Origin of the sequence: Allohoeflea poritis (assembly GCF_027889715.1) — a bacterium.
Classification (GTDB): Bacteria; Pseudomonadota; Alphaproteobacteria; order Rhizobiales; family Rhizobiaceae; genus Hoeflea_A; species Hoeflea_A poritis.
In genome coordinates, this window is the sequence record NZ_JAPJZH010000003.1 from 278,200 (window position 1) to 299,607 (window position 21,408).

Sequence of the window (21,408 nt, forward strand, 5' to 3'; positions counted from 1 at the left end):
CTCTGGTGCTTGGGAGATTACTGGAAGAAGTCCGGGTAACCCTGAGTCGATACGTCCCAAACCTCGATCTTGCCGTCGACTATGTCGGCTTTCAGGGCATCGACCTTTTCAAGATAGGCGGCCGGGATCATGTCCTTGGTGTGCTTCATATCGGAGAGCGCCACGCCGTTCTGCGCAAGGCCGAAATCCATCACCTCTCCGCCGGGGAACTTGCCGTCCGCGTAGTTGTTGATGATGTCCTCAACCGCAACATCGACACGCTTGATCATGCTGGTCAGCACGTTGCCCGGGGCCATGCCGTCCTGATCGGTGTCGACCCCGATGGCATAAGCGCCAGCCGCCTTGGCGGCCTCGATGATGCCGATGCCCGTGCCGCCGGCGACCTGATAGACGATGTCGGCACCCTCGTCGAACATGGCCTTGGCCATCTGCTGGCCCTTCGCCGGATCGCCGAAGGAATCGGAATAGGCGACCTTGACCTCGATGTCGGGATTGATGGCCTTGGCGCCCTGGATATAGCCGACAATGAACTTGTCGATGCCCGGCGCCTTCACGCCGCCGATCACGCCGATAACCGGCTTGCCGTTGATGCCCTTGATGGATTCGTCTGTCGTCACCTGAGCAGCCAGGGCGCCGGCCAGATAGGAACCTTCATGTTCGCCGAATACGACGGAGGCGACATTGTCGCCCTTGCGGGTCTGGTTCATGATGACCCAGTTGGCGTCGGGATAGTCGACCGCGAGTTTTTCCATCGGCTCGCCGTGGATCCATTCCAGGCTGATCACCAGCCCGAAGCCGCCATCGGCGGCGCGGCGCATGATCTCCTCGCCCTGCGCGGCGACATCCTTCGATTCAATGGGCCGACCTTCGATGCCGGTGTTCTTGAGACCGGCCTGGAAGCCGGCATTGGCCGTGTCGTTCCAGGACCCGTCGCCGAGCCCGCCCTGCGCGATGATCAGTGCGGCCGGCGCAACATCGGCCGCGTTCGCCATTGTCGGCATGCCCATTCCAAGAATGGCCAATCCGCAGGCGATCGCTGTTGATTTCAACATTTCATTTCCTCCTGTTAGCTGGATTGGACACACGCCCGCCGAGGCTGAGGATGCTGGGACCATCATGGTCCGTGACCTCGCTCGGTGCCGAAACCAGGCGCATGTCGTAAGTGTAGTATTCTCCGTGGTAGACGGCCTCGACGGCCTCGACCAGCCGTCCCGACCCGTCGTAACTGCGCCGAAAAACGACCATGACCGCCGCCGGATCGTCGAGGCCGAGCAGTTCGGTTTCCTCGGTGCTCGCGAGACGCGTGGTCACGCGCTCGCGGGCCTCGCGCACCTTGAAGCCGGCCTCGTCCAGTGCGTGGTAGAGCGAGAAACCGCTTTCATTCAGCGCTTGCGGCTCCTTGCCGTTCAGCGCGTCGATCCGACGCGCCACATGGGCCGGCACGATCGAGCGGTGGATGGCGCAAGGCAGACCGTCGAGAGACCGCAGCCTGCACATGTAGATCGCCGGCCCGTCGCAATCGAACTGCCGCACCTGTTCCTCGGACGCCGGTTTGAAGTCGATCAGCGTCTGCTGCGATTGCTTGCCCTCGCCTGCAGCCGATTCCGAAAAACTCAGCAGGTTTCCGGCGCGCCGATGCAGCGACGGTCGCGCGACGAAACTGCCGGCGCCCTGGCGGCGGTGAACAATGCCGTCGCTGACAAGCTGTTCGATGGCCCGCACGACGGTCCCCCGGCTCACGCCATGATCGGCACAAAGCTGCGCCTCGCTCGGCAGGCGGTCGCCCGGCTTGAAGGCGCCATCCTCGATCCTGCCGCGCAGATCGTCGGCAAGCATGAGGTAACGCGGCTGGGCGATGTGTCTTTGCATGGTTTCAGACTAATATGTCCAGTTGACTAGTCAAGTTGAAAAATACGCAACGTGATGATCAAGCGCTGCAACGCATCCGGCTCGCGCATTCAGCGCGGCGCGTGGCTCGGGTCTTTCACATGTTTTCGGCAATGACCGAGGTGCAAACCCTCAGACATCGGTCCGCGAACTCGCTTCAGGGCCGCATCTGCACCAGATAGATGTGCTCGCAGTACAGAACCGTCTCGCCGCGCTGATTGACGACGGATGTCGCCTCGATGACCCTGCCGTGGTCATCGCGTTTCCTGTCCGGAGTCTTCTGCGTGATTTCGACCTCGGTGTGGATCGTGTCGCCAATATGGACGGGCTTGAGAAACCGCAGCTTGTCGTAGCCGAGGCTGAACGCCCTTGGATTGATGACCGTTGCCGTCAGCCCGACACCGATTGTGAAAATCATGGTCCCGTGGGCGATGCGCTGTCCGAATTCCTGCGTGGCGCACCACTCCTTGTCCATGTGGTGGGGGAAAAAGTCGCCGCTGTGGCCGGCATGAACGACGAAATCGGTCTCCGTGATGGTTCGCCCGAAGGTCTTTCGACGCGTCCCGATCTCATAGTCCTCGAAAAACTGCTCCACGATCATGCGGTTTCGGCTCCCTGTCCACACCGGGCAGGCTACGCCAAAACGATCCATATGTAAAATGTGTTTTTATATGTGAATTTCCGAGAACATGGTAGCTACCAGCCGGGCTGATCGGGATCCGGCAACGGGATGGCATCAAGCAGTTCGCGGGTATATTCGGATTTGGGCGCGTCGAAAATCTGCTCCACCGGCGCATATTCCACGATCGTGCCGCGATTGAGGACCAGGACCTGCGAACACAAGCGCCGGATCACCGAAAGGTCATGGCTGATGAAGGCCAGCGTCAGACCCAGTTCGCGCACAAGGTTCTCCAGCAGATTGAGCACCTGTGCCTGCGAGGACACGTCAAGGCCGGAGACGATTTCATCGGCGAGGATGAAATCCGGACGCATGGCAATGGCGCGGGCGATGCCGACGCGCTGACGCTGCCCGCCTGAAAGCTCGTGCGGGTAGCGCGCCCGGAACGCGCGCGGCAGCCCGACATGGTCCAGAGCCTCGTCGACGCGCTCATCGATCCGGTCAAGATCGTGTATCCGCAGCGGATCGGCGATGATTGCTCCCACACGGCGCCGTGGGTTAAGCGAGGACATCGGGTCCTGAAAGATCATCTGCAACCGCCTCCGCAGCGGCCGCAGGCCCGTCTCGTCGAGATGTCCGATGTCGCTGCCTTCGAACACGATCGATCCGGCCGTCGGCTCCAGCAGCCGGACGAGCGTTCGGCCCAATGTCGACTTGCCAGACCCCGAGCCGCCAACGATGCCGAGCACGCTTCCTGTCTCGATGTCGAAATCCAGCCCTTTGAGTATATCGACCATCGGCGCGCGGCCGAAGGGCTGCTTGTTGGCGAAATCGGGGAGCGACAGCTCCAGTCCGCGAACCTTGAACATGGATGCATCAGTGTGCATGACGCCATTCCCTGTCGGCTGCTTCGACCTGCTCGGAGACGGCTGAAATCACCGTCTGGTCCACCGGCGTCAGCGAGGTGAACGGCTCGGTGAATTTGGGCGTGGCCGACAAAAGCGCCTTCGAGTAGGCATGGGCGGGGTTTGCGTAGAAGTCCGAGACGCCCGCCTTTTCGACGACCATGCCGGCAAACAGGACGACCAGGCGCTGGCAGATCTTGGAAACCACGCCGAGATCGTGGGTGACGAACAGCATCGCCGTTCCGTGGCGTTCCTGCATCTCCCGGATGAGGCGCAGGATCTGTTTTTGCACCGTCACGTCGAGCGCCGTCGTCGGCTCGTCGGCAATGACCAGTTTCGGATTGGCGGCGAATGCGGATGCGATGAGCACCCGCTGGCGCATGCCGCCGGACAGTTCATGCGGATAACTGGCGAGCACCCGCTGCGGGTTTTCGATGTGAACCTCGTCCAGAAGCTCGGCCGCGCGGGTTCGTGCGTCGTGCTTCGTCCAACCCAGAATATCGACCAGCCTGTCGGTTATCTGCGGTCCGATGCGGCGCGACGGATTGAGCGCGGTGAGCGGGTCCTGCGGAATCAGCGCCGCCGTCGCGCCGATCAGCCGGCGACGCTCGCGTTGCGGCATGGCCAGCAGATCTTCGCCATCGAGCCGCACCTGCCCTTCGACAATCTCCACCGCCGACGGCAGAATGCCCAGAACCGCCTTGCCGATCATGCTCTTTCCGGCGCCACTTTCGCCGACGAGCCCGCAGACCTCGCCGGAATTGACGTGCAGCGAAACGGAACGCAGCAGCCTGTCGGGTGTGCCCTTGATGGCGGCGCTCAGGTTCTCGATTTCCAGAAAAGCCGTCATCGCAGCACCGGATCGAAACGGTCTTTCAGACCCTCGCCGAACTGGCTGAAGGCCAGCACGGTCAGGAACAGAACGATCAGCGGGCAGACCAGAACCCACCAGGCCTGGTGGATGGATATGCGCCCCTCGGCAATCATCCCGCCCCAGGTCGGCGCGTCCGTCGAAATCGACAGATTGACGAAGGACAGGATCGCCTCGACGATCACCGCTATTCCCATCTCCAGCGACAACAGGGCCACGATTGTCGGCAGCACATTCGGGCCGATTTCGCGCCACAGAATGGCCGAGCGCACATGGCCTGCGACGACGGCGCTGGCGACATAGTCCATCTGCGACTGGTTCATCGTCTCCGCGCGCACGACCCGGCAGAAGCGGGTCCAGTCGATGACGATGATGGCAATGACGATCGACCACAGGCCGGTGCCCAGAACCGCGATCAGCAGAATGGCGAACAGGACCGGCGGGAACGCCATCCAGATGTCGACCAGCCGCGAGATCACCGCATCCGCCCAGCCGCGGTAATAGCCGGCGATCAGGCCGAGCACCGATCCGACGATCGCCGTTGCCAGGCCGGCGATGATGGCGACGGTCAGCGCGACCCGCCCGCCATAGATGATGCGCGAGAGCACGTCGCGCCCGAGACTGTCGGTGCCCAGCAGATAGCCGGGTTCGGCGCCGGCGGCCCAGAACGGCGGCAGTCTTGATGCGAAGAGATCCTGTGTCAGCGGATCGTGCGGGCTGATCCAGCCGGCGAACAAGGTCAGCACGGCGACGACCGCAAGCCAGCCGCCCGATAGCCAGAGCTTGAGCCCTGCCTTCCTCTTGATCGTGCCGCGGCCGTCACGCATGGCGCAATCTCGGGTTCAGGAGGGCATAGGTCAGGTCAACGACGAGATTGACCACGGTGAAGAGCAAGGCAAAGACCAGTACGATGCCCTGTATCAGGGGCAGATCCCGGTTGATCACGGCGTCAATCGCCATATTGCCGAGCCCTTCATAGGAAAACAGCCGCTCGATGATCACGGTTCCGCCGATGAGGAAGGTGAACTGCACGCCAATCAGCGTCAGGGTCGGCAGAACCGCGTTTCGCAGCGCATCGAACAGGATGACGTGGTTTTCGCCGTAGCCCTTGGTCCGGGCAAGCACGACGTAATCGAGATGCATGGTTTCCTTGAGCGACTGCTTGAGCAATTGCCCGATGATGGCGGCAAGCGGGATCGCCAGCGCCAGAGCGGGCATGAACATGTGTTTGAGGAGATCCCACCACAGGTCGAAGCGCAGCCGCAGGATGCTCTCGAAGACGTAAAACTGTGTCGTGAAAGGCAGGTCCAGCGAAGGCGAGATACGCCCTGAAATATGAAACACGGGATAAAGCACCCCGAGCGTCAGGATCAGGACCAGTGCCCACAGGAAATCCGGTATGGAGAGCCCCGCGCCGTTGGCGACATCGATGACGGCTTCCGTCCGCCCGCCGCGGAAGCGGGTTCCGGTCAGGGCCATGGCACCGCCGATGATAACCGCCAACACCAGCGCGAAGATCGACAGTTCCAGCGTCGCCGGCAGGCGGCCGAGAACAAGCGGCATGACCGGCTGCCGCAGGGAGATCGATGTGCCGAAGTCGCCGTGCAGGACCCCGCCGAGCCAGACAAAGAATTGTTCGGGTATGGATTTATCCAGCCCGTAATGGGCCGTCAGCCTTGCAATGTCCTCATCGGACGCACCCGGAGGCAGCATCATGGCGATGGGATTGCCCGGCACGACGCGTATGACGACGAAGACGATCACTGCCGCTCCGAACAGTGTGATCGCCATCATGGCCAATCGCATCAGCAATGTCTGCAGCAGCCTCAAATCCGTCTCCCGGCGTGCAAGAGCCGCCGCGCAAGCGGCGGCTCTCCAACAAAGTCTCGTCGGTTACGAGCGTTTCATCAAGTGCGGCAGCAATGCACCGGATGCATGCGGCGTAACCTGAACGTCGGACGAATGCAGGATCGGCTGAACATACTGCATAAGCGGAATGACCAGCGCATTGTCGGCGATGTAGCGATCCACGTCCTTCCAGCCCTGGATGCGCTTTTCTTCATCCGCCTCGCCCCAAAGCGGCCCGATCATGCCGACAAGGTCCTCGCCGTCCCACACGGAGTGCGGCGAAGGCCCGAACATGGCAAAGCCGGTCGAGGTCGTCGGATCGCCGACCGAGTTGCCCCAGTTGTAGAAGGCGGCGGGCGCCAGCGTGTCGGCGGCCCGCAGTTCGAAGTGCTTGGCGATCTCGTAGACCTCGATCTCCGCCTCGATGCCCACCTTGCGCCACAGGCCGACAATCGCCTGGATGATCTCGTAATCCTTCGGCTTGAAGCCGCGTGTGGTCTGGATCTTGAACTTGACCGGATTGTCCGGAGAAAAGCCGGATGCGGCCAGGAGTTCCATGGCCTTGTCGGGATCGTAGCCGACGGTAATCGACGGATCATAGGCGATGTAGTCCGGCGTCTGCAGCGTATCGATCGGAACGCCGTATCCGGACAGCAGACGGTCGATGATCAGCTTCTTGTCGATCGCCAGCGCCGCCGCCTTGCGCACATTCTCATCCAGCATGGGCTCGACATCGTTGAGGAAGATCATGCCGATATCGGAGATGGGCGCGGAGGTGCCTTCAATATTGGCGTTTGCCTTCAGCCGGTCATACTCCTCATAGGGCATCTCGATGGTCACATGGGCGTTGCCGGATTCGATCTCGGCGACGCGCGAGGCCGCATCGGTCACGAATTTGATCGTCACCGTCTCGAATTCCGGCTTGCCGCCCCAGTAGTTGGGGTTCGCTTTCAGACGCACGAATGCGTTGCGCTCGAACTTGTCGACCATATAGGGGCCCGTGCCGATCGGTGCCGCCTCGAAGCCTTCCGGCCCGACTTTTTCATAGTAAGCCTTCGGCAGGACATAACCGGTCAGGAAGTACATCCATTTGAAGATGGTCGGCTCGAACCGCACGACATCGGCCGTGACCATGTTGCCGTCGGCCTTGATATTGCCGATCGTCGACCAGATGAACTGGATCGGGTTGCCGGTCGCTTCATCGCCCGCCCGGGTCAGGGACCACGCGACATCCTCGGCGGTAAAGGGCGATCCGTCATGCCAGGTCACCCCTTCGCGGACCTTCATCCAGATTTGGCTCTTGTCATCGTTCCAGCCCCACTCGGTTATCAGGCCGGGCGCCGGCGACAGGTCCGGCTGCTGCAAAATAAACTGATCGAAGACGGATTGATAAATCCCCTGCAGCGTCGGATTGACCGCCGAAAGGCCGACTGTCGGATCCCAGGATGGCAGGTTGACGTTATAGGCGATGACGAGTTCGTCTATCCCCTGTGCATACGCCTTCGTGCCGATCATGCCGGCAACGGCAAGCGCCGTCGTTCCCTTCAGTACTGTGCGTCTGGAAAGTTCACTCATGATTTCCTCCCTATGAAGACCTTGTTCTCTTTCTTGCGGGCGCTTGCACGATCTCAAGCACCGGCCAGTTTCCTTGCCAGAAGATAACCCGGTCCGGCTCCGGTTCCCGCCCCCGGCCAGACCGCCGCGCCCGTCAGGTGCAGGTTCTTGACCGGCGTGTCGCCCGTGGCAAAGCCGCGCGCGGGGCGAAAGACGAAATGTTGCGTCAGATGGTGGCTGCCGCAGATCTGGTCGCCACCGACGAGGTTCGGATTGTCGGACTGCAGGTCAAGCGGCGAGACGACCTGCCGGGCGATAATGCTGTTGCGCAGGCCGGGTGCGTGCGTCTCGATGATGTCGAGAACACGCTCCGCATAGGCTTCCTTGACCACATCCCAATCGCTTTGCGTGATCTCACCCTTGGCGTCACCGGCGATTTCAGCCGGCACCATGCGCACCTGCACCCACAGAACATGCCTGCCATCGGGCGCGCGGCTCGGATCGATCGCAGTCGGCTGTCCGACGACAATGACCGGCTCATCCGGCAGTTGGCCGGCAACGGCCTGCTGATAGGTCCTCGCCATCTGGTCGAGCGAGGGGGCGATATGGACGTAAGCGAATTCGCGCAGTTCGGACGACGCTTTCCAGTCCGGCAGATCGGACAGCGCCAGATGCATCATCATGGTTCCGGGTGCGTGCGAGAAGCCCGCCATGGCGCGGTCGAAATCGGCATTGCCGGTTCCGCCGCCAGTCAGCTTTTCCAGGTTTTTCGGCGACACATTGGCAATGACGGCGCGCTTTGCGCCGATCCGCGTTCCGTCGGCGAGTTCCACACCCCTCGCCCTTGCGCCATCCATGGTAATGCGGGTGACGGGCGAACCGCAGCGCACTTCACCACCACCTTCTTCTATGAGACCGATCAGGGAACGGGTCAGCGTATCGGCGCCGCCCTTTCCGATCACCATGCCGAAGCTCTGGTTCGCCATGGACTCCAGATAGGGAAAGATCGCGCCGCCGGCGATATCGGGCGCGAAATCAAGATGCATGCCCCAGGCCGCCAGGGTCGCGCGGAGGCGGTCGGACTCGAAGGTTCCGGTGAGCCAGGCGCGCGGGGACGCAATCATCAGCCGCGCAAGATCCGTCGTCCAGGCCGCCCCTTTTTTCCAGAGCGCCTTTGCGAACAACCGCCCTTGTATATGCGTTTTCATGGGATTACCCAGCAACGCGAAGATGTATTCCGCCTTGCCGGGAAACTCCTCGACCAATTTGCGCCAGGTCTCGGCATCGGCTTCTGAAAGGGCGGCGATGCGGTTCGCGGTCGCCTCGAGGTCGGTTCCGACCCCGAGCCATTTGCCATCGGGGAACACGCTGGCGAAACAGTTGGCGGCCGGAACGAATTCCAGCCCGCAAGCGCCTAATTTTTCTCCATAATCCTTGTTGAATGCCGATCCGGCAAACAGGCTGAGATTCATCGCGGCCCAGTCGTGCCGGAAACCGGATTCGGTCAGATCGAGCGTCTTGACCGCGCCGCCCGGCTCGCTCGCCTGCTCAAGTACAAGTGTGCGCCAGCCCTTGTGCTGCAGATGCGCGGCACAAACCAGGCTGTTGTGCCCGGAACCAATAATGGCGGCGTCAAACTCTTCTTGCAATATTTGCGTCCTTCCGTCGCAAAGATAATTGCAAATGCATATTTAATTGTCTAGCATGAATTTAAACGGGGCGATCAGCGCTCCAGGCGATAGCAAGGGAGGACGAATGATGAGTGCCGCTGACGCATTGGGAGACGTAGGCAGGCTTCTGCTTTCCGGCGAAGTCGAAGTGGTAGACCTTTCTGGACCTCTTGGCCCGGATACGCCGCTTCTGAAATTGCCGCCGGAACTGGCCAAGGACACGCCCAAGATCGAAGTCCACAAGATCTCCGAATATGACGACGATGGTCCGTTCTGGGCCTGGAACTGGCTGAAAATCGGGGAACATTCCGGAACGCATTTCGATGCGCCGCATCACTGGATCACCGGCAAGGACTATGCCGACGGATATACCGACACCATTCCACCGCAGAACTATGTCGCACCGGTGAATGTCATCGACTGCTCGGCGCAGGTTGCCGAAAATCCGGATTTCCTGCTCGATGAAGCCGGCGTCAAGGCCTGGGAAGCCGAGCATGGCGCGATCGGCGAAGGCGAATGGGTTCTGATGCGCAGCGACTGGGACAGCCGTGCCCACAGCGAGGAACTTTACCTGAACGCCGACGAGACCGGGCCGCATTCGCCCGGCCCCACCGTCGACTGCATCAAGTACATTCTCTCAAAAGGCGCGATTGGCTGGGGCACCCAGTGCATCGGCACCGATGCGGGACAGGCCGGCGGCATGGAGCCCCCCTTCCCCGCACACAACCTGCTGCACGCAGCCAACAAATACGGGCTGGCGTCCCTCGCCAATCTCGACAAGCTGCCGCCGAAGGGCGCCATCCTGATTGCCGCGCCGCTCAAGCTGGTCAACGGCACCGGCAGCCCGGTCCGCGCGATGGCTCTGGTCGCGCGCTAAAGCCGGTATTGGCACATGGCCGATTTCGACCATATCGTCGTCGGTAGCGGGATTAACGGGCTGGTCTGCGCCGCGCTGCTTGCCGGAAAAGGCAAGCGTGTCGCCGTGCTTGAACGGTCCGACCGCGCCGGCGGATGCATGCGGACCGAGGAGATCACCGCACCCGGCTTCCATCACGACGTGATGGCGGCAACCTTCGTGCTCTTCCTGACATCACCGGCCCATGAAGCGCTCGGCGCCGATCTGGCACGCCACGGGCTGGAATTCTGCCATACGCCCAATCCGACCGCCGTATTGCGTCCGGACGGATCGGCGCTCGTGCTAACCACGGACCGCGCGGCAAACGTGGCCGCATTCAATGCCCTCTCACCCGGCGATGGCGAACGACATGCCAGCGATGTTGGCGCGGTCGAGGCCGATGCACCGTTCCTGTTCGCGCTTCTTGGCGGCAAATTGTGGAGCTGGCCGGTGGCAAAATTGCTGACACAGCAAGCGTGGAAGCGTGGTGCGCGCGGGCTCGCGGCCTGGTTCGGCGAAGCGCTGACGCCGGCGCGCGCCTGGCTCGAGGCAAGTTATGCGTCTCCCGATGTCCAGGCACTATGGGCTCCCTGGGTATTGCATACGGGCCTGACCACGGAAGCCGCCTATGGCGGCCAGATGGGCAAGGTCATCGCCTTTGCGCTTGAAGCCGCGGGCGCACCGGTGATCAAGGGCGGTTCCGGCCAGGCGGCGGCGGCCTTTGTCGGGCTGATCGAAGAGCGCGGCGGCGTGGTGCGCACCGGTGTCGATGTCGCACGCATCGTGATCGACAACGATCGCGCAACGGGTGTCGTGACCGCCGAGGACGAGACGATCACCGCCGAAAGCGTGATCTGCTCCGTGGCGCCGGGGCAGCTCTACGACAGGTTCCTTGGACAGCACGCCGGGCCCCGGAAGGAGAGCTTGCGCAAGTTCCGCCACGGACGCGGCAATTTCCAGCTTCATTACGCGCTGGACGGACCCATTCGATGGAAACAGGACGGGCTTGACGATGTCGCCCTCATCCATCTTGCCGATGGCATCGACTCCGTTTCCAAATCGTCCAACGAGGCCGAGCGGGGCATGTTGCCCGAAACGCCGACCATCTGCGTTGGCCAGCCGCACCGGCTCGATCCCACCCGGTGTCCGGACGGCAAATCCATTTTGTGGCTGCAGATTCCCGATGCACCGCGCATCCTCAAGGGTGATGCCGCGGGCGAGATCTCAACCCGGGAAACGTGGGACGAAGCCACGCGCGAGGCCTTTGCCGACCGTATCGAGGCGATCCTCGCACAACATATCGACGGCTTCGCGGAATCGGTGCTGGCGCGCCGGGCCTATTCGCCCGCCGATCTCGAGGCGCTGAACATCAATCTGGTCGGGGGCGATCCCTATGGCGGGTCGTGCAACCTGGACCAGTTCTTCCTGTGGCGGCCGTTTTCGGGGTCGGTCAATCACGGCACCGGCGTCAAGAACCTTTTCCACATCGGTGCCTCGACACATCCCGGGCCCGGACTGGGTGGCGGATCGGGCTATCTGGTAGCAAAGGAACTGGGCGCATGAACGAGGTGGTGCAGAATTCAACCGGATCCGACGGCGCAGCGCTGCAGCGGCTGGGAGAGATCGGGCTTGCGAATTTTGCGCCTTACCTGATGAACCGCATCATGGGCCGATACAATGCGGATCTTCGCGACGAGATGGCATCGATGGGCCTCACGACGCCAAAGATGCGTTCGCTCGCGGTGCTTTCCGTAATCGACGGCCTGCTGATACGCGACCTCGCGGTTTATGCGGTGGTCGAACAATCGACGCTGAGCCGCGCCCTGGACCAGTTGCTGGCGGATGGCCTCATTCGCAAGGCGCCCGACGCCGAGGACAGCCGCGCGACCCGCATATTCATTACCGAGGCAGGACGGGCATCGTTCGAACGGCTCTGGCCGTCCATGTCGGCAATCTATTCCAGGATGTTCGACAATATTTCGGACGAAGAACACGCACAGTTCGTCGCCACGCTGCAGAAGATGCTGAGCAACGTCAGAAAGCACGAACTCTAACGGGCCTGGCAGGTCTGTGTCACATCAGGCAAGCCCGAAATACTAACAGCAACGGAACATTCGAATGGCGGAACGTTCATTTGCCAAGGAAGTCCAGAAACTGAAACTCGGCGAAGGCGAGACCTTCACCAGCGAGGGCATCCTTGCGATCACGAAAGCGCTGCTGGAGAACGGTGTCGGTTATGTCGGCGGCTACCAGGGCGCGCCCATCAGCCACCTCATGGATGTTCTTTCCGACGCGGAGGAAATACTGGACGAGCTTGGCGTTCGCTTCGAGGCCAACGCATCCGAGGCTGCCGCGACGGCGATGCTCGCGGCATCTGTGCATTACCCCATCCGCGGCGCCGTCACCTTCAAAGGCGCGGTCGGCGTCAATGTCGCCTCCGACGCCCTGGCCAACCTTGCCTCCGGCGGCGTGACCGGCGGCGCCCTCATCATCGTGGGCGAGGATTATGGCGAGGGCTCCTCGATCATGCAGGAGCGCAGCCACGCCTTTGCGATGAAATCGCAAGTCTGGCTGCTCGATCCACGCCCGAACCTTCCCTCCATCGTCAAGGCGGTCGAACAGGGCTTCGAATTGTCCGAGGCATCGAACACGCCGGTAATGCTGATGGTCCGGATACGCTCCTGCCATGTGACGGGCAGCTTTGTCGCCAGGGACAACAGACCGCCGGAGCTGAGCGTGCGCGAGGCGCTTTCCAATCCGCAGAGCAATTATGCCCGGGTCGTCCTGCCGCCGATGTCCTTCGTGCAGGAGCAGGACAAGATCAACAATCGCTGGCCCGCGGCGCAGAAATACATCACGGAAAACAGGCTCAACGAGATCTTCGGCCCGGCGGATGGCGAGATCGGCATCGTCCTGCAGGGCGGCATGTACAACAGCGTCATCCGCGCACTGCAACGTCTGGGGCTCGCCGACATATACGGCAAGAGCGAGGTACCGCTATACGTACTGAACGTCACCTATCCCATCGTTCCGGAGGAATTCGCCGATTTTTGCGAGGGCAAATCGTCCATCCTGGTGGTCGAGGAAGGGCAACCGGAATTCATCGAACAGGCGCTGGGCGCGGCGCTCTACAAGGCCGGTTCCGACATATCACTTCACGGCAAGGACATGCTTCCGATGGCCGGAGAATATACCGGCCAGGTCATGCTGGACGGCATAGAGGCTTTCCTGCGCGCCGAGGCGCCCGAACTCTTGCCGGCGCAACGGCGCGCGCCGAACAGTGAGGAAAAGATCGAGATTCCGGATCTGTCGAAGACGGTCCCCATCCGGCCGCCCGGCTTCTGCACCGGATGCCCTGAGCGGCCCATCTTCGCGGCGCTGAAGATGACCGAGCAGGAACACGGCAAGCACCAGATCACCGGCGATATCGGCTGCCATCTGTTTGCCAGCCTGCCGCCCTTCGAGATCGGCGGCTCGACCATGGGCTATGGTCTGGGTCCCGCATCCAACGCGGCTTTCGACGGAGGCGGCGAGCGGCGGCCGATCTCGATCATCGGCGATGGCGGTTTCTGGCACAACGGCCTGTCGTCGTCGATCGGCAACGCGGTCTACAACAAGTCCGACGGCGTCATTGTGGTGGTCGACAATTACTACAGCGCCGCAACGGGCGGCCAGGATATCCTGTCATCGCGCGCGGACAATGAAACGAAATCGACGGGCCATCTCATTGCCGAGGCCGTGAAAGGCGTCGGCGTCAAATGGGTGCGCCAGATCGACCGGACCTACGATGTGCCGAAGATGCGCAAGATCCTCGACGAGGCGCTCAGCACAGACCATGTGGGGCCGAAAGTCATTGTCGCGTCCTCCGAATGCATGCTCAACCGGCAACGCCGGGAGCGGCCGCTCACCGCGAAGGCCATCCAGGACGGACGCCGGGTCGAAAAGCCGCGCTTCGGTGTCGACGAGGATGTGTGCACGGGCGATCATGCATGTATTCGGCTTTCGGGCTGCCCTTCCCTGTCGCTCAAGAAGCTCGACGATCCGCTGCGCGACGATCCGGTCGCTAGCATCGACGAGAGCTGCGTCGGCTGTGGAAATTGCGGCGAGGTCGCGGACGCGGCTGTACTGTGCCCGTCCTTCTACCGGGCCGATATCGTGCACAATCCCGGCCGCCTGGAGCAAATGATGTCCGACCTGTCGCAGGCGATCATCGGTTGGCTGCAGGCAAGACGATCGCAAAAACGGCTGGAGTTTTCATGAACAAGCTCCACAAGAAGCAGGCCGATCCGCGTCTCGTCAGCATCATAAAGCTCGCCATCATGGCCGTCGGCGGACAGGGCGGAAGTGTCCTGACCAACTGGATCGAGGATTGCGCGCGCGCCAATGGCTATGCCGTACAGGCAACATCCGTCGCCGGCGTGGCGCAGCGCACCGGCGCCACGATCTATTATATCGAGATGGCGCCGGCCGGTGAGATGGAGCCGGTGTTTTCACTGATGCCGGCGGCAGGCGACGTGGACATCCTGATCGCAGCGGAAATGATGGAGGCGGGACGCGCCATCATGCGCGGATTTGTGACGCCCGATCGCACGACGCTGATCGCCTCGTCTCACCGGGCCCTGGCGGTTTCCGAAAAAACGGTTCCGGGCGACGGAATGGCCAATTCCGACGAGGTGGCGGCCGCCGCCGAAATCGCCGCCCAGAGGCTGGTCCTGTTCGACATGAACAAGATCGCCGTAGAAAACGGCACTGTCATATCAGCGAGCCTGTTCGGCGCGCTGGCCGGCTCCGGGACCCTGCCGTTTTCACGCGATTCCTTTGAAGCCGCCATCAAGGCATCCGGGCGCGGGGTCGAGAAAAGCCTTGCCGCATTCTCGGCGGCCGTCGATGCGGTGGAAAACGGGCAGCCTGAAGAACCGGCAGGCCAAGACGGTCTGGAACCGGGAACAAAAGCCAGCGGTTCCGAACGTCTGTTGTCTGCCTATCGCACACTGGAAAGCCGGGTTGCAAACATGCCCGAACCGGTCGCGGACATGGCTTTGCGCGGCCTGCAATCGGTGGTCGACTTTCAGGACATCCGCTACGGCAAGGAATATCTCGACCGGCTGGACAAGGTGCTCGAACGGGACGATCCGGCAAAGGACCACGCGCTCGCTTGCGAGGCCGCCAAATATATCGCGCGCGCCATGACCTATGACGATGTCATCCGGGTTGCCGACCTGAAAACGCGATCCAGCCGCTTTGAAAGAGTGCGGCGCTATATGGACCCGCAAGAGGGAACCCGCATGAAGATCACGGAATTCATGCATCCCCGCGCCGAGGAGATGGTCGGTATGCTGCCGGCCAGGCTCGGCCGCTATTTGAACGGGCGTCCGGGCGCGATGAAGATGATCGACCGGCTTGTCAATCGCGGCCGCAGGCTGCGGTCCGACAGGCTCTGGCCGTTCCTGCAACTCTATGTGCTGGGCGGCATCCGCCGCTGGCGCCGCGCCACATTCCGCCATGCCATTGAACGCAATCACCTGCAAAATTGGCTTGATACGGCGCTCGGATATGTTTCCGGGGACTATGATCTGGCGGTCGAGATCATACGCAACAGGCGGTTGATCAAGGGGTATTCGGACACGCATGCGCGCGGCCTGTCGAAATTCGACAAGGTGATGGAAGGCGCATCGATCGTCGCGGGCAGGCCGGACGCCGCCGACTGGGTGCGGCGGCTGCGCGAAGCCGCGCTTCAGGACGAGAAGGGCGAGGCGCTTGACGGCGCACTGCAGACAATTCGTTCCTTCACCGAACCGCAGGCCGCCGCGTAAACGGACGAGACAGGGGCGGCCGAATTGTTCATTGCGGTGCCTCCCGGCGCATCCGCGCGCTTTGGATTTCATCCAGTTTATCCAGCGCCTTTGCCGGACTGCAGCGATTTGCGAGTCTCGTTATCAGATGCGGGACCGATAGCGCCAGGATCAGGAGTGCGCCAAGGTTTCTGCGTTGCGACCGAATTCGCCTATAAAGGCATCGAAAGGGTTGCACACGATGAAATCACCTGTTTTTCCCGAGTTCGGATTGGGCTGCGCGCATCTCGGCAATCTGTTCACAACCGTCGAAGAACCGGTTGCTGCCGCAACTTTATGGGCCGCGTGGGATGCGGGCGTCCGCTATTTCGACACCGCGCCCTGGTACGGCCACGGGCTGAGCGAACTGCGTCTCGGCGGTCTGCTAAGGCATCATCCGCGGGAAGACTTTTTCCTTTCGACCAAGGTGGGGCGCGTCTACGATTCCAGCCAGACAGGCATGGAGCATATCGCCCCGTGGACCGGCGGCCTGCCCTACGCCATGCATTACGACTACACGGCCCACGGCTTCGCGGCTTCTCTGGCGCAAAGCCGTCTGCGGCTGGGTGTGCCGCGGATCGATGCGCTTGTCATCCACGACCTCGATACGGGTCATCACGGTGACGGCCGCGCGGCACATGCCGAGGATCTTGTGGAGAGCGGCCTGCCCTATCTGCACGACCTCAAGCGGCGGGGCGAGATTTCAGCGATCGGCATGGGCACCAATGCGACCGAGGATTTCGCCCATTTTGCGCCAATGGTTGATGTCGATTTCTTTATCGTGGCGATGCCCTACACGCTCTTAGACCAGGCGGCGCTCACCGGCCCGATGCAGACCTGTATCGAGCGCGGCATCAAGGTCGTCATCGGGGCTCCCTTTGCCTCCGGGCTGCTGGCAGACCCCGGCGCGGCGCAGGCGACCTACGGCTATGCGGCCGCCGGCGAGGACATCCGCGCCAAGGCGCTGGCCATCGAGGCCGTCTGTGAACGACACGGCGTGCCGATTGCCGCCGCCGCGCTGCGCTTTCCCCTGCTGCATCCTGCCGTGACAAGCGTGATACCGGGCGCGGTATCACCCGAGCAGGTGCGGCAGAATGTGGAACACATGTCCCGGTCCATCCCCGATGCGCTGTGGGAGCGGTTGAAGGCGGACGGGCTGATCCTTGACCAGTCACCCACGGAGAATGCACCCGGCGAGCCGCAATGAGTCTGCCAAATAATTTGGTAATTTAAGCTAATTAAATCATATTCTTAAAAGAATTTTCTACAGCTTCTTACCAAACCGACTTCAGACGCGCGCCTTCTCGAAAGCAGCCCATGCCTGCTCGAAGGCGGCGTAGTCGAAATCCGGTTTGCGCGCGGGATCGAGAATCAGTCGCTCGCTTGCCTGCATTCTTGCAATCGCCCTGGGCAATTCGGGCACTATGTCCAGCGGAACCACCACAGCGCCACACCGGTCTGAAGAAGGCAACCGGTTCGAGACTTTGAACGCGCTGGCTGGAAAAGTTATGCGGCGTCCACACCGCGCTCCCTTGACATCCAGGCGGAAAACCGGCGCACGATTTGCCGCTGCCGCGTGGACTGCGGGATGACCAGATGATGTCCGATGTAGCAAACGCTCTCGGAACGGCCCAGGAGCGGCGCGACCAGCCGGCCGTTCTCGAGCTCGCGCTCGGCCAGCGTGGTCGACTCAAGCGCCACACCCATCCCGTCAACGGCAAAGGCGATCGCCAGGAAGCTCCGGTCAAACCGCGAGCCATTTGGAGGCGGCGCATCGAGCCCGTTCGCCGAAAACCAATGCGACCAGCGGATCTGTTTGTTGTCGCTTTCGATCAGACTGTGCGCGAGCAGGTCCTCCGGCTTCGTGATCGTTCCCGCCAGTGCGGGAGCGCAAAGCGGCGTCACGACCTCCTCGCCCAGAGGCATGACGATGTTTCCCGTCTGTTGCGGCTGTCCGTAGACAATGTCGGCGTCGAACTCGTCGGTCTCGAAGCTTGCATAGTCCGTATCCGCGGACAGGCGCACGTCGATTTCCGGGATATCATCGACCAGACGCGGCAGGCGTGGTGTCAGCCATTGGGCCGCGAAGCTCGGCGCACAATGCAACCGCAGCAAACCGGGGGTGCGTGTCGAAACCACTTCAAACCCGTGGCGGATGCTGTCGAACGCACCGCCGACATGACGCAACAGCTCCTCCCCATCGGGATTGAGCCGAATGCCGCGGCCGTTTCTCTCAAACAGCGCCGTACCCAGGAAATTCTCCAGCCGACGCACGGAATGGCTGATTGCACTTGGCGACAGGCCCAGTTCCAGGGAGGCCGCCTTGAAGGATCCGGTTCGGCCAGCGGCCTCGAATGACCGGACAAGCGATATGGGTATCTTCTGTGTCGTCACAACACCCTGCTCCGGCTCTGTGCGGGACAGTCGAGATATGAAGTCATCTTCTTGACCTTTGCCAACACGCGGCCTGCTTGATTTTCAACAAAAATTCATTCGTCCGACACAGTAACATGACTCTGATTCATCAATGAATGTTATTTTCGCGTTTGCGCGCCGCCGGCCGGAAAAGCACAATCGCGCGAAAACAAGGGAAGGAGAAAGGCAGGTGACAACGCCGCCCGCAGGGCATTTGAGCGCCAATATGAGCCTGCAGCAACGTGCCTGGAATATTCGCCGGCACGCCATACGCATGGGCGCGGTTCAGGGTCAGGGCTATATCGGCCAGGCGCTGGGGGCAGCCGACATTCTGGCCGTCGCCTATTTCCGCGTCCTTACCTATCGCCCCGACAATCCGGAATGGGAAGGGCGCGACCGGTTTCTTTTATCCATCGGGCACTACGCCATAGCCCTCTATGCCGCATTGATCGAAGCCGGCGTTCTGCCGGAAGAAGAGATCGGGACCTACGGCATGGACAACAGTCGCATGCCCATGTCGGGCATGGCGGCATACTCACCGGGAATGGAGATCACCGGCGGCTCGCTCGGCCATGGCCTGGGCATCGCCGTTGGAATGGCACTGGGCCTCAAACGCAAGAAAAACCCGGCCATTGTCTACAATTTCCTGTCCGACGGCGAACTCGGTGAAGGATCGACCTGGGAAGCGGTCATGTCGGCGGTCCAGCACGGGCTGGACAATCTCATCGCCATTGTCGATTTCAACGACCAGCAGGCCGACGGCAGGGCGACGGACGCGCTGTGCGCCGAGCCGATCGAAGACAAATGGACGGCCTTCGGATGGCATGCGCAGCGTGTCGACGGCAACGACATCGGCCAACTCGTCACGGCTTTCGACAGGGCACGCGACCTTGGCGATTCCCGGCCCCGCGTCATCATCTGCCAGACCAGGATGTGCAAGGGCGTCCCCTTCCTTGAAGATCGCGAGATAACGCATTTCGTCCGCGTGGAACCGGACGAGTGGGCAAAGGCTCTTGCCGTTCTGGATGAGGCGATGCCGCAATGAAGATTACGAAGGCTCCGCCGCATTCCAGGCGCAAACCCAAATACGAACCGCGGCTTGCACCCGACCGTGGCGACGGCGAAAGGCTGACCACATCCGCCATGATCGCATCGCTCGACGCGGAAGGCCGCGAGTCGGTTTCGGCACCTTTCGGACATGCTTTGGCCGGGTTGGCCACATCCCGCCCGGATATTGTCGGCCTGAGCGCCGATCTGGCGAAATACACCGACCTGCACGTCTTTGCCCAAGCACACCCCGATCGTTTCTATCAGATGGGAATGGCGGAGCAATTGCTGTTCTCGGCGGCCGCAGGCCTGGCCCGCGAAGGCTTCACACCCTTTGCAACCACCTATGCGGTCTTCGCATCGCGGCGCGCATATGATTTCATCTGCATGGCCATTGCGGAAGAGGCCCTGCCCGTCAAGATCGCCTGCGCCCTGCCGGGACTGATCAGCGGTTACGGACCCAGCCATCAGGCGACCGAGGATCTGGCAATCTTCCGTGGAATGCCCAATCTGACCATTGTCGATCCGTGCGACGCGACGGAGATCGCACAGGCCGTACCGGCCGTCGCCGCACATCCGGGTCCGGTTTATCTTCGACTTTTGCGCGGCAAGGTGCCGGACGTTCTGTCGTCGTATGACTACCGGTTCGAGATCGGCAAAGCGAAACACCTGCGGCACGGCAAGGACGTCTTGTTCATCGCAAGCGGCTTCATGACCATGCGGGTTCTGGACGCGGCCGAGCGCCTGCAAGCCGAGGCGATAGACTGTACTGTCCTGCATTCGCCGACAATCAAGCCCCTGGATGTCACCACGATTGTCGAAGCGGCGCGCGCTGCCGGCAAGCTTGTGATCGTGGCGGAGAACCATTCAATCATCGGCGGCCTCGGGGAAGCGGTCGCGTCCTGCCTCATGCGCGCGGGCGTCAGCAAACCGTTCCGCCAGATCGGACTTCCGGATGAGTTTCTCGATGCCGGCGCGCTGCCGACCCTGCATGATCAATACGGCCTTTCCGTCGACCGCATCGTGGCGCGGACCAGGGCCTGGTTAAACGAGGGGTCAGCGTCATGAAGCTGCTTTCGGGAAAGTTTGCCATCGTTACGGGTGCGGCTTCGCCGCGCGGGCTGGGCAAGGCGACCGCCACGCTTATGGCCGCCCATGGAGCGACCATCGGCGTTCTGGATCTGGAGGCCACGGCCGCTGAGAACGTGGCAAGGGAGCTGGGTGACGGGCATGTCGGCCTCGCCTGCGACGTCACCGACAAGGCGGCATGCGAAACGGCCGCCGAACGATTGCTTTCGGCCTGGGGGCGGATCGACATCCTGGTCAACAATGCCGGCATCACGCAACCTTTGAAAATCATGACGATCGAGCCGGAGAACTACGATGCCGTGCTCGACGTCAATCTCCGCGGAACACTCTATATGAGCCAGGCGGTGATCCCGCAGATGCGCCGCCAACGATCCGGTTCAATCGTCAATCTGTCTTCGGTGTCCGCGCAGCGCGGCGGCGGTATTTTCGGCGGGCCGCACTACTCGGCGGCAAAGGCCGGAATTCTCGGCCTGACCAAGGCGATCGCACGTGAACTCGCGCCAGAGGGTGTTCGCGCCAATGCGGTCTGCCCCGGCTTTATCGCGACGGATATCACCGAAGGAAAACTGACGGACGCGATGCGCGAACAGATCCTGCAAGGCATTCCGATGGGCCGTGTCGGCACCGCCGAGGATGTGGCCGGGTGCTGCCTTTTTCTTGCGTCGGATCTCTCGTCCTACGTGACCGGATCAGAGGTCGATGTAAACGGAGGCTCGCTTATTCACTAGCGGTCCAGCGAAAGAGGAATTGATCGGGCTCCAGGAGCCTTACACTGAA

General features: G+C 61.8%; 19 protein-coding genes. 9 read left to right on the top strand and 10 right to left on the bottom strand.

Annotation, left to right across the window (positions count from 1 at the left end; all coding sequences use genetic code 11):
- Window positions 1-17 precede the first annotated feature (17 nt).
- From OOZ53_RS06675 to OOZ53_RS06715, 9 genes are all read right to left on the bottom strand, one after another.
- On the bottom strand, window positions 18-1,052 hold the full coding sequence (locus OOZ53_RS06675) for a BMP family lipoprotein (RefSeq protein ID WP_271088583.1): 1,035 nt from the start codon (window positions 1,050-1,052) through the stop codon (window positions 18-20).
- Window position 1,053: 1 nt separating this feature from the next.
- Window positions 1,054-1,869, bottom strand: coding sequence for a GntR family transcriptional regulator (locus OOZ53_RS06680; RefSeq protein WP_271088584.1), 816 nt, complete (start codon window positions 1,867-1,869; stop codon window positions 1,054-1,056).
- A 175-nt stretch (window positions 1,870-2,044) separates the two neighbouring features.
- Window positions 2,045-2,485, bottom strand: coding sequence for a MaoC/PaaZ C-terminal domain-containing protein (locus OOZ53_RS06685; protein WP_271088755.1), 441 nt, complete (start codon window positions 2,483-2,485; stop codon window positions 2,045-2,047).
- A gap of 98 nt (window positions 2,486-2,583) precedes the next feature.
- On the bottom strand, window positions 2,584-3,393 hold the full coding sequence (locus OOZ53_RS06690; protein ID WP_271088585.1) for an ATP-binding cassette domain-containing protein: 810 nt from the start codon (window positions 3,391-3,393) through the stop codon (window positions 2,584-2,586).
- Complete coding sequence (locus OOZ53_RS06695) at window positions 3,383-4,261, bottom strand: ABC transporter ATP-binding protein (RefSeq protein WP_271088586.1); 879 nt, start codon at window positions 4,259-4,261, stop codon at window positions 3,383-3,385. The genes OOZ53_RS06690 and OOZ53_RS06695 overlap by 11 nt, the downstream gene beginning before the upstream one ends.
- The gene (locus tag OOZ53_RS06700; RefSeq protein ID WP_271088587.1) at window positions 4,258-5,109 is read right to left on the bottom strand and encodes an ABC transporter permease; all 852 of its coding nucleotides are present in this window, start codon (window positions 5,107-5,109) and stop codon (window positions 4,258-4,260) included. Before OOZ53_RS06700 ends, OOZ53_RS06695 begins: the two co-directional genes overlap by 4 nt.
- Complete coding sequence (locus OOZ53_RS06705) at window positions 5,102-6,112, bottom strand: ABC transporter permease (protein ID WP_271088588.1); 1,011 nt, start codon at window positions 6,110-6,112, stop codon at window positions 5,102-5,104. Before OOZ53_RS06705 ends, OOZ53_RS06700 begins: the two co-directional genes overlap by 8 nt.
- A gap of 63 nt (window positions 6,113-6,175) precedes the next feature.
- Window positions 6,176-7,645, bottom strand: coding sequence for an ABC transporter substrate-binding protein (locus OOZ53_RS06710; protein WP_271088757.1), 1,470 nt, complete (start codon window positions 7,643-7,645; stop codon window positions 6,176-6,178).
- A 113-nt stretch (window positions 7,646-7,758) separates the two neighbouring features.
- Entirely contained in the window at window positions 7,759-9,333 is a 1,575-nt protein-coding gene (locus tag OOZ53_RS06715; RefSeq protein WP_271088589.1) for a phytoene desaturase family protein, read from the bottom strand.
- 109 nt (window positions 9,334-9,442) lie between these two features.
- On the opposite strand from OOZ53_RS06715, the gene OOZ53_RS06720 reads away from it, so the two are divergent.
- The 6 genes from OOZ53_RS06720 to OOZ53_RS06745 all read left to right on the top strand — a co-directional run bounded on the left by OOZ53_RS06720 (window position 9,443) and on the right by OOZ53_RS06745 (window position 17,287).
- Window positions 9,443-10,231, top strand: a complete 789-nt coding sequence (locus OOZ53_RS06720) for a cyclase family protein (RefSeq protein ID WP_271088759.1) — start codon at window positions 9,443-9,445, stop codon at window positions 10,229-10,231.
- Window positions 10,232-10,246: 15 nt separating this feature from the next.
- Window positions 10,247-11,812 (top strand): phytoene desaturase family protein, encoded by a 1,566-nt coding sequence (locus OOZ53_RS06725; protein WP_271088590.1) that lies wholly within the window; start codon window positions 10,247-10,249, stop codon window positions 11,810-11,812.
- A complete protein-coding gene (locus tag OOZ53_RS06730) occupies window positions 11,809-12,303 on the top strand; it encodes a MarR family winged helix-turn-helix transcriptional regulator (RefSeq protein ID WP_271088591.1) in 495 nt (164 codons plus the stop codon). Before OOZ53_RS06725 ends, OOZ53_RS06730 begins: the two co-directional genes overlap by 4 nt.
- 64 nt (window positions 12,304-12,367) lie before the next feature.
- The gene (locus OOZ53_RS06735; RefSeq protein WP_271088592.1) at window positions 12,368-14,509 is read left to right on the top strand and encodes an indolepyruvate ferredoxin oxidoreductase subunit alpha; all 2,142 of its coding nucleotides are present in this window, start codon (window positions 12,368-12,370) and stop codon (window positions 14,507-14,509) included.
- Window positions 14,506-16,062 (top strand): indolepyruvate oxidoreductase subunit beta family protein, encoded by a 1,557-nt coding sequence (locus tag OOZ53_RS06740; RefSeq protein ID WP_271088593.1) that lies wholly within the window; start codon window positions 14,506-14,508, stop codon window positions 16,060-16,062. Before OOZ53_RS06735 ends, OOZ53_RS06740 begins: the two co-directional genes overlap by 4 nt.
- A gap of 220 nt (window positions 16,063-16,282) precedes the next feature.
- A complete protein-coding gene (locus OOZ53_RS06745) occupies window positions 16,283-17,287 on the top strand; it encodes an aldo/keto reductase (protein ID WP_271088594.1) in 1,005 nt (334 codons plus the stop codon).
- Window positions 17,288-17,586: 299 nt separating this feature from the next.
- Here OOZ53_RS06745 and OOZ53_RS06750 read toward each other — a convergent pair whose 3' ends face one another.
- Window positions 17,587-18,474, bottom strand: a complete 888-nt coding sequence (locus OOZ53_RS06750; protein WP_271088595.1) for a LysR substrate-binding domain-containing protein — start codon at window positions 18,472-18,474, stop codon at window positions 17,587-17,589.
- 247 nt (window positions 18,475-18,721) lie between these two features.
- On the opposite strand from OOZ53_RS06750, the gene OOZ53_RS06755 reads away from it, so the two are divergent.
- The 3 genes from OOZ53_RS06755 to OOZ53_RS06765 are packed head-to-tail and all read left to right on the top strand — an operon-like array spanning window position 18,722 to window position 21,359.
- The gene (locus OOZ53_RS06755; RefSeq protein ID WP_271088760.1) at window positions 18,722-19,540 is read left to right on the top strand and encodes a transketolase; all 819 of its coding nucleotides are present in this window, start codon (window positions 18,722-18,724) and stop codon (window positions 19,538-19,540) included.
- A complete protein-coding gene (locus tag OOZ53_RS06760; protein WP_271088596.1) occupies window positions 19,537-20,610 on the top strand; it encodes a transketolase family protein in 1,074 nt (357 codons plus the stop codon). The genes OOZ53_RS06755 and OOZ53_RS06760 overlap by 4 nt, the downstream gene beginning before the upstream one ends.
- A complete protein-coding gene (locus OOZ53_RS06765) occupies window positions 20,607-21,359 on the top strand; it encodes an SDR family NAD(P)-dependent oxidoreductase (RefSeq protein ID WP_271088597.1) in 753 nt (250 codons plus the stop codon). The genes OOZ53_RS06760 and OOZ53_RS06765 overlap by 4 nt, the downstream gene beginning before the upstream one ends.
- Window positions 21,360-21,408: the final 49 nt, after the last annotated feature.

What these genes read in the sequence shown, in the direction of transcription:
- OOZ53_RS06675 (WP_271088583.1), bottom strand. Translation starts at nt 1,052, where the DNA reads ATGTTGAAATCAACAGCGATCGCCTGCGGATTGGCCATTCTTGGAATG.
- OOZ53_RS06680 (WP_271088584.1), bottom strand. Translation starts at nt 1,869, where the DNA reads ATGCAAAGACACATCGCCCAGCCGCGTTACCTCATGCTTGCCGACGAT.
- OOZ53_RS06690 (WP_271088585.1), bottom strand. Translation starts at nt 3,393, where the DNA reads ATGCACACTGATGCATCCATGTTCAAGGTTCGCGGACTGGAGCTGTCG.
- OOZ53_RS06695 (WP_271088586.1), bottom strand. Translation starts at nt 4,261, where the DNA reads ATGACGGCTTTTCTGGAAATCGAGAACCTGAGCGCCGCCATCAAGGGC.
- OOZ53_RS06700 (WP_271088587.1), bottom strand. Translation starts at nt 5,109, where the DNA reads ATGCGTGACGGCCGCGGCACGATCAAGAGGAAGGCAGGGCTCAAGCTC.
- OOZ53_RS06710 (WP_271088757.1), bottom strand. Translation starts at nt 7,645, where the DNA reads ATGATCGGCACGAAGGCGTATGCACAGGGGATAGACGAACTCGTCATC.
- OOZ53_RS06720 (WP_271088759.1), top strand. Translation starts at nt 9,443, where the DNA reads ATGAGTGCCGCTGACGCATTGGGAGACGTAGGCAGGCTTCTGCTTTCC.
- OOZ53_RS06725 (WP_271088590.1), top strand. Translation starts at nt 10,247, where the DNA reads ATGGCCGATTTCGACCATATCGTCGTCGGTAGCGGGATTAACGGGCTG.
- OOZ53_RS06730 (WP_271088591.1), top strand. Translation starts at nt 11,809, where the DNA reads ATGAACGAGGTGGTGCAGAATTCAACCGGATCCGACGGCGCAGCGCTG.
- OOZ53_RS06735 (WP_271088592.1), top strand. Translation starts at nt 12,368, where the DNA reads ATGGCGGAACGTTCATTTGCCAAGGAAGTCCAGAAACTGAAACTCGGC.
- OOZ53_RS06740 (WP_271088593.1), top strand. Translation starts at nt 14,506, where the DNA reads ATGAACAAGCTCCACAAGAAGCAGGCCGATCCGCGTCTCGTCAGCATC.
- OOZ53_RS06745 (WP_271088594.1), top strand. Translation starts at nt 16,283, where the DNA reads ATGAAATCACCTGTTTTTCCCGAGTTCGGATTGGGCTGCGCGCATCTC.
- OOZ53_RS06755 (WP_271088760.1), top strand. Translation starts at nt 18,722, where the DNA reads ATGAGCCTGCAGCAACGTGCCTGGAATATTCGCCGGCACGCCATACGC.
- OOZ53_RS06760 (WP_271088596.1), top strand. Translation starts at nt 19,537, where the DNA reads ATGAAGATTACGAAGGCTCCGCCGCATTCCAGGCGCAAACCCAAATAC.
- OOZ53_RS06765 (WP_271088597.1), top strand. Translation starts at nt 20,607, where the DNA reads ATGAAGCTGCTTTCGGGAAAGTTTGCCATCGTTACGGGTGCGGCTTCG.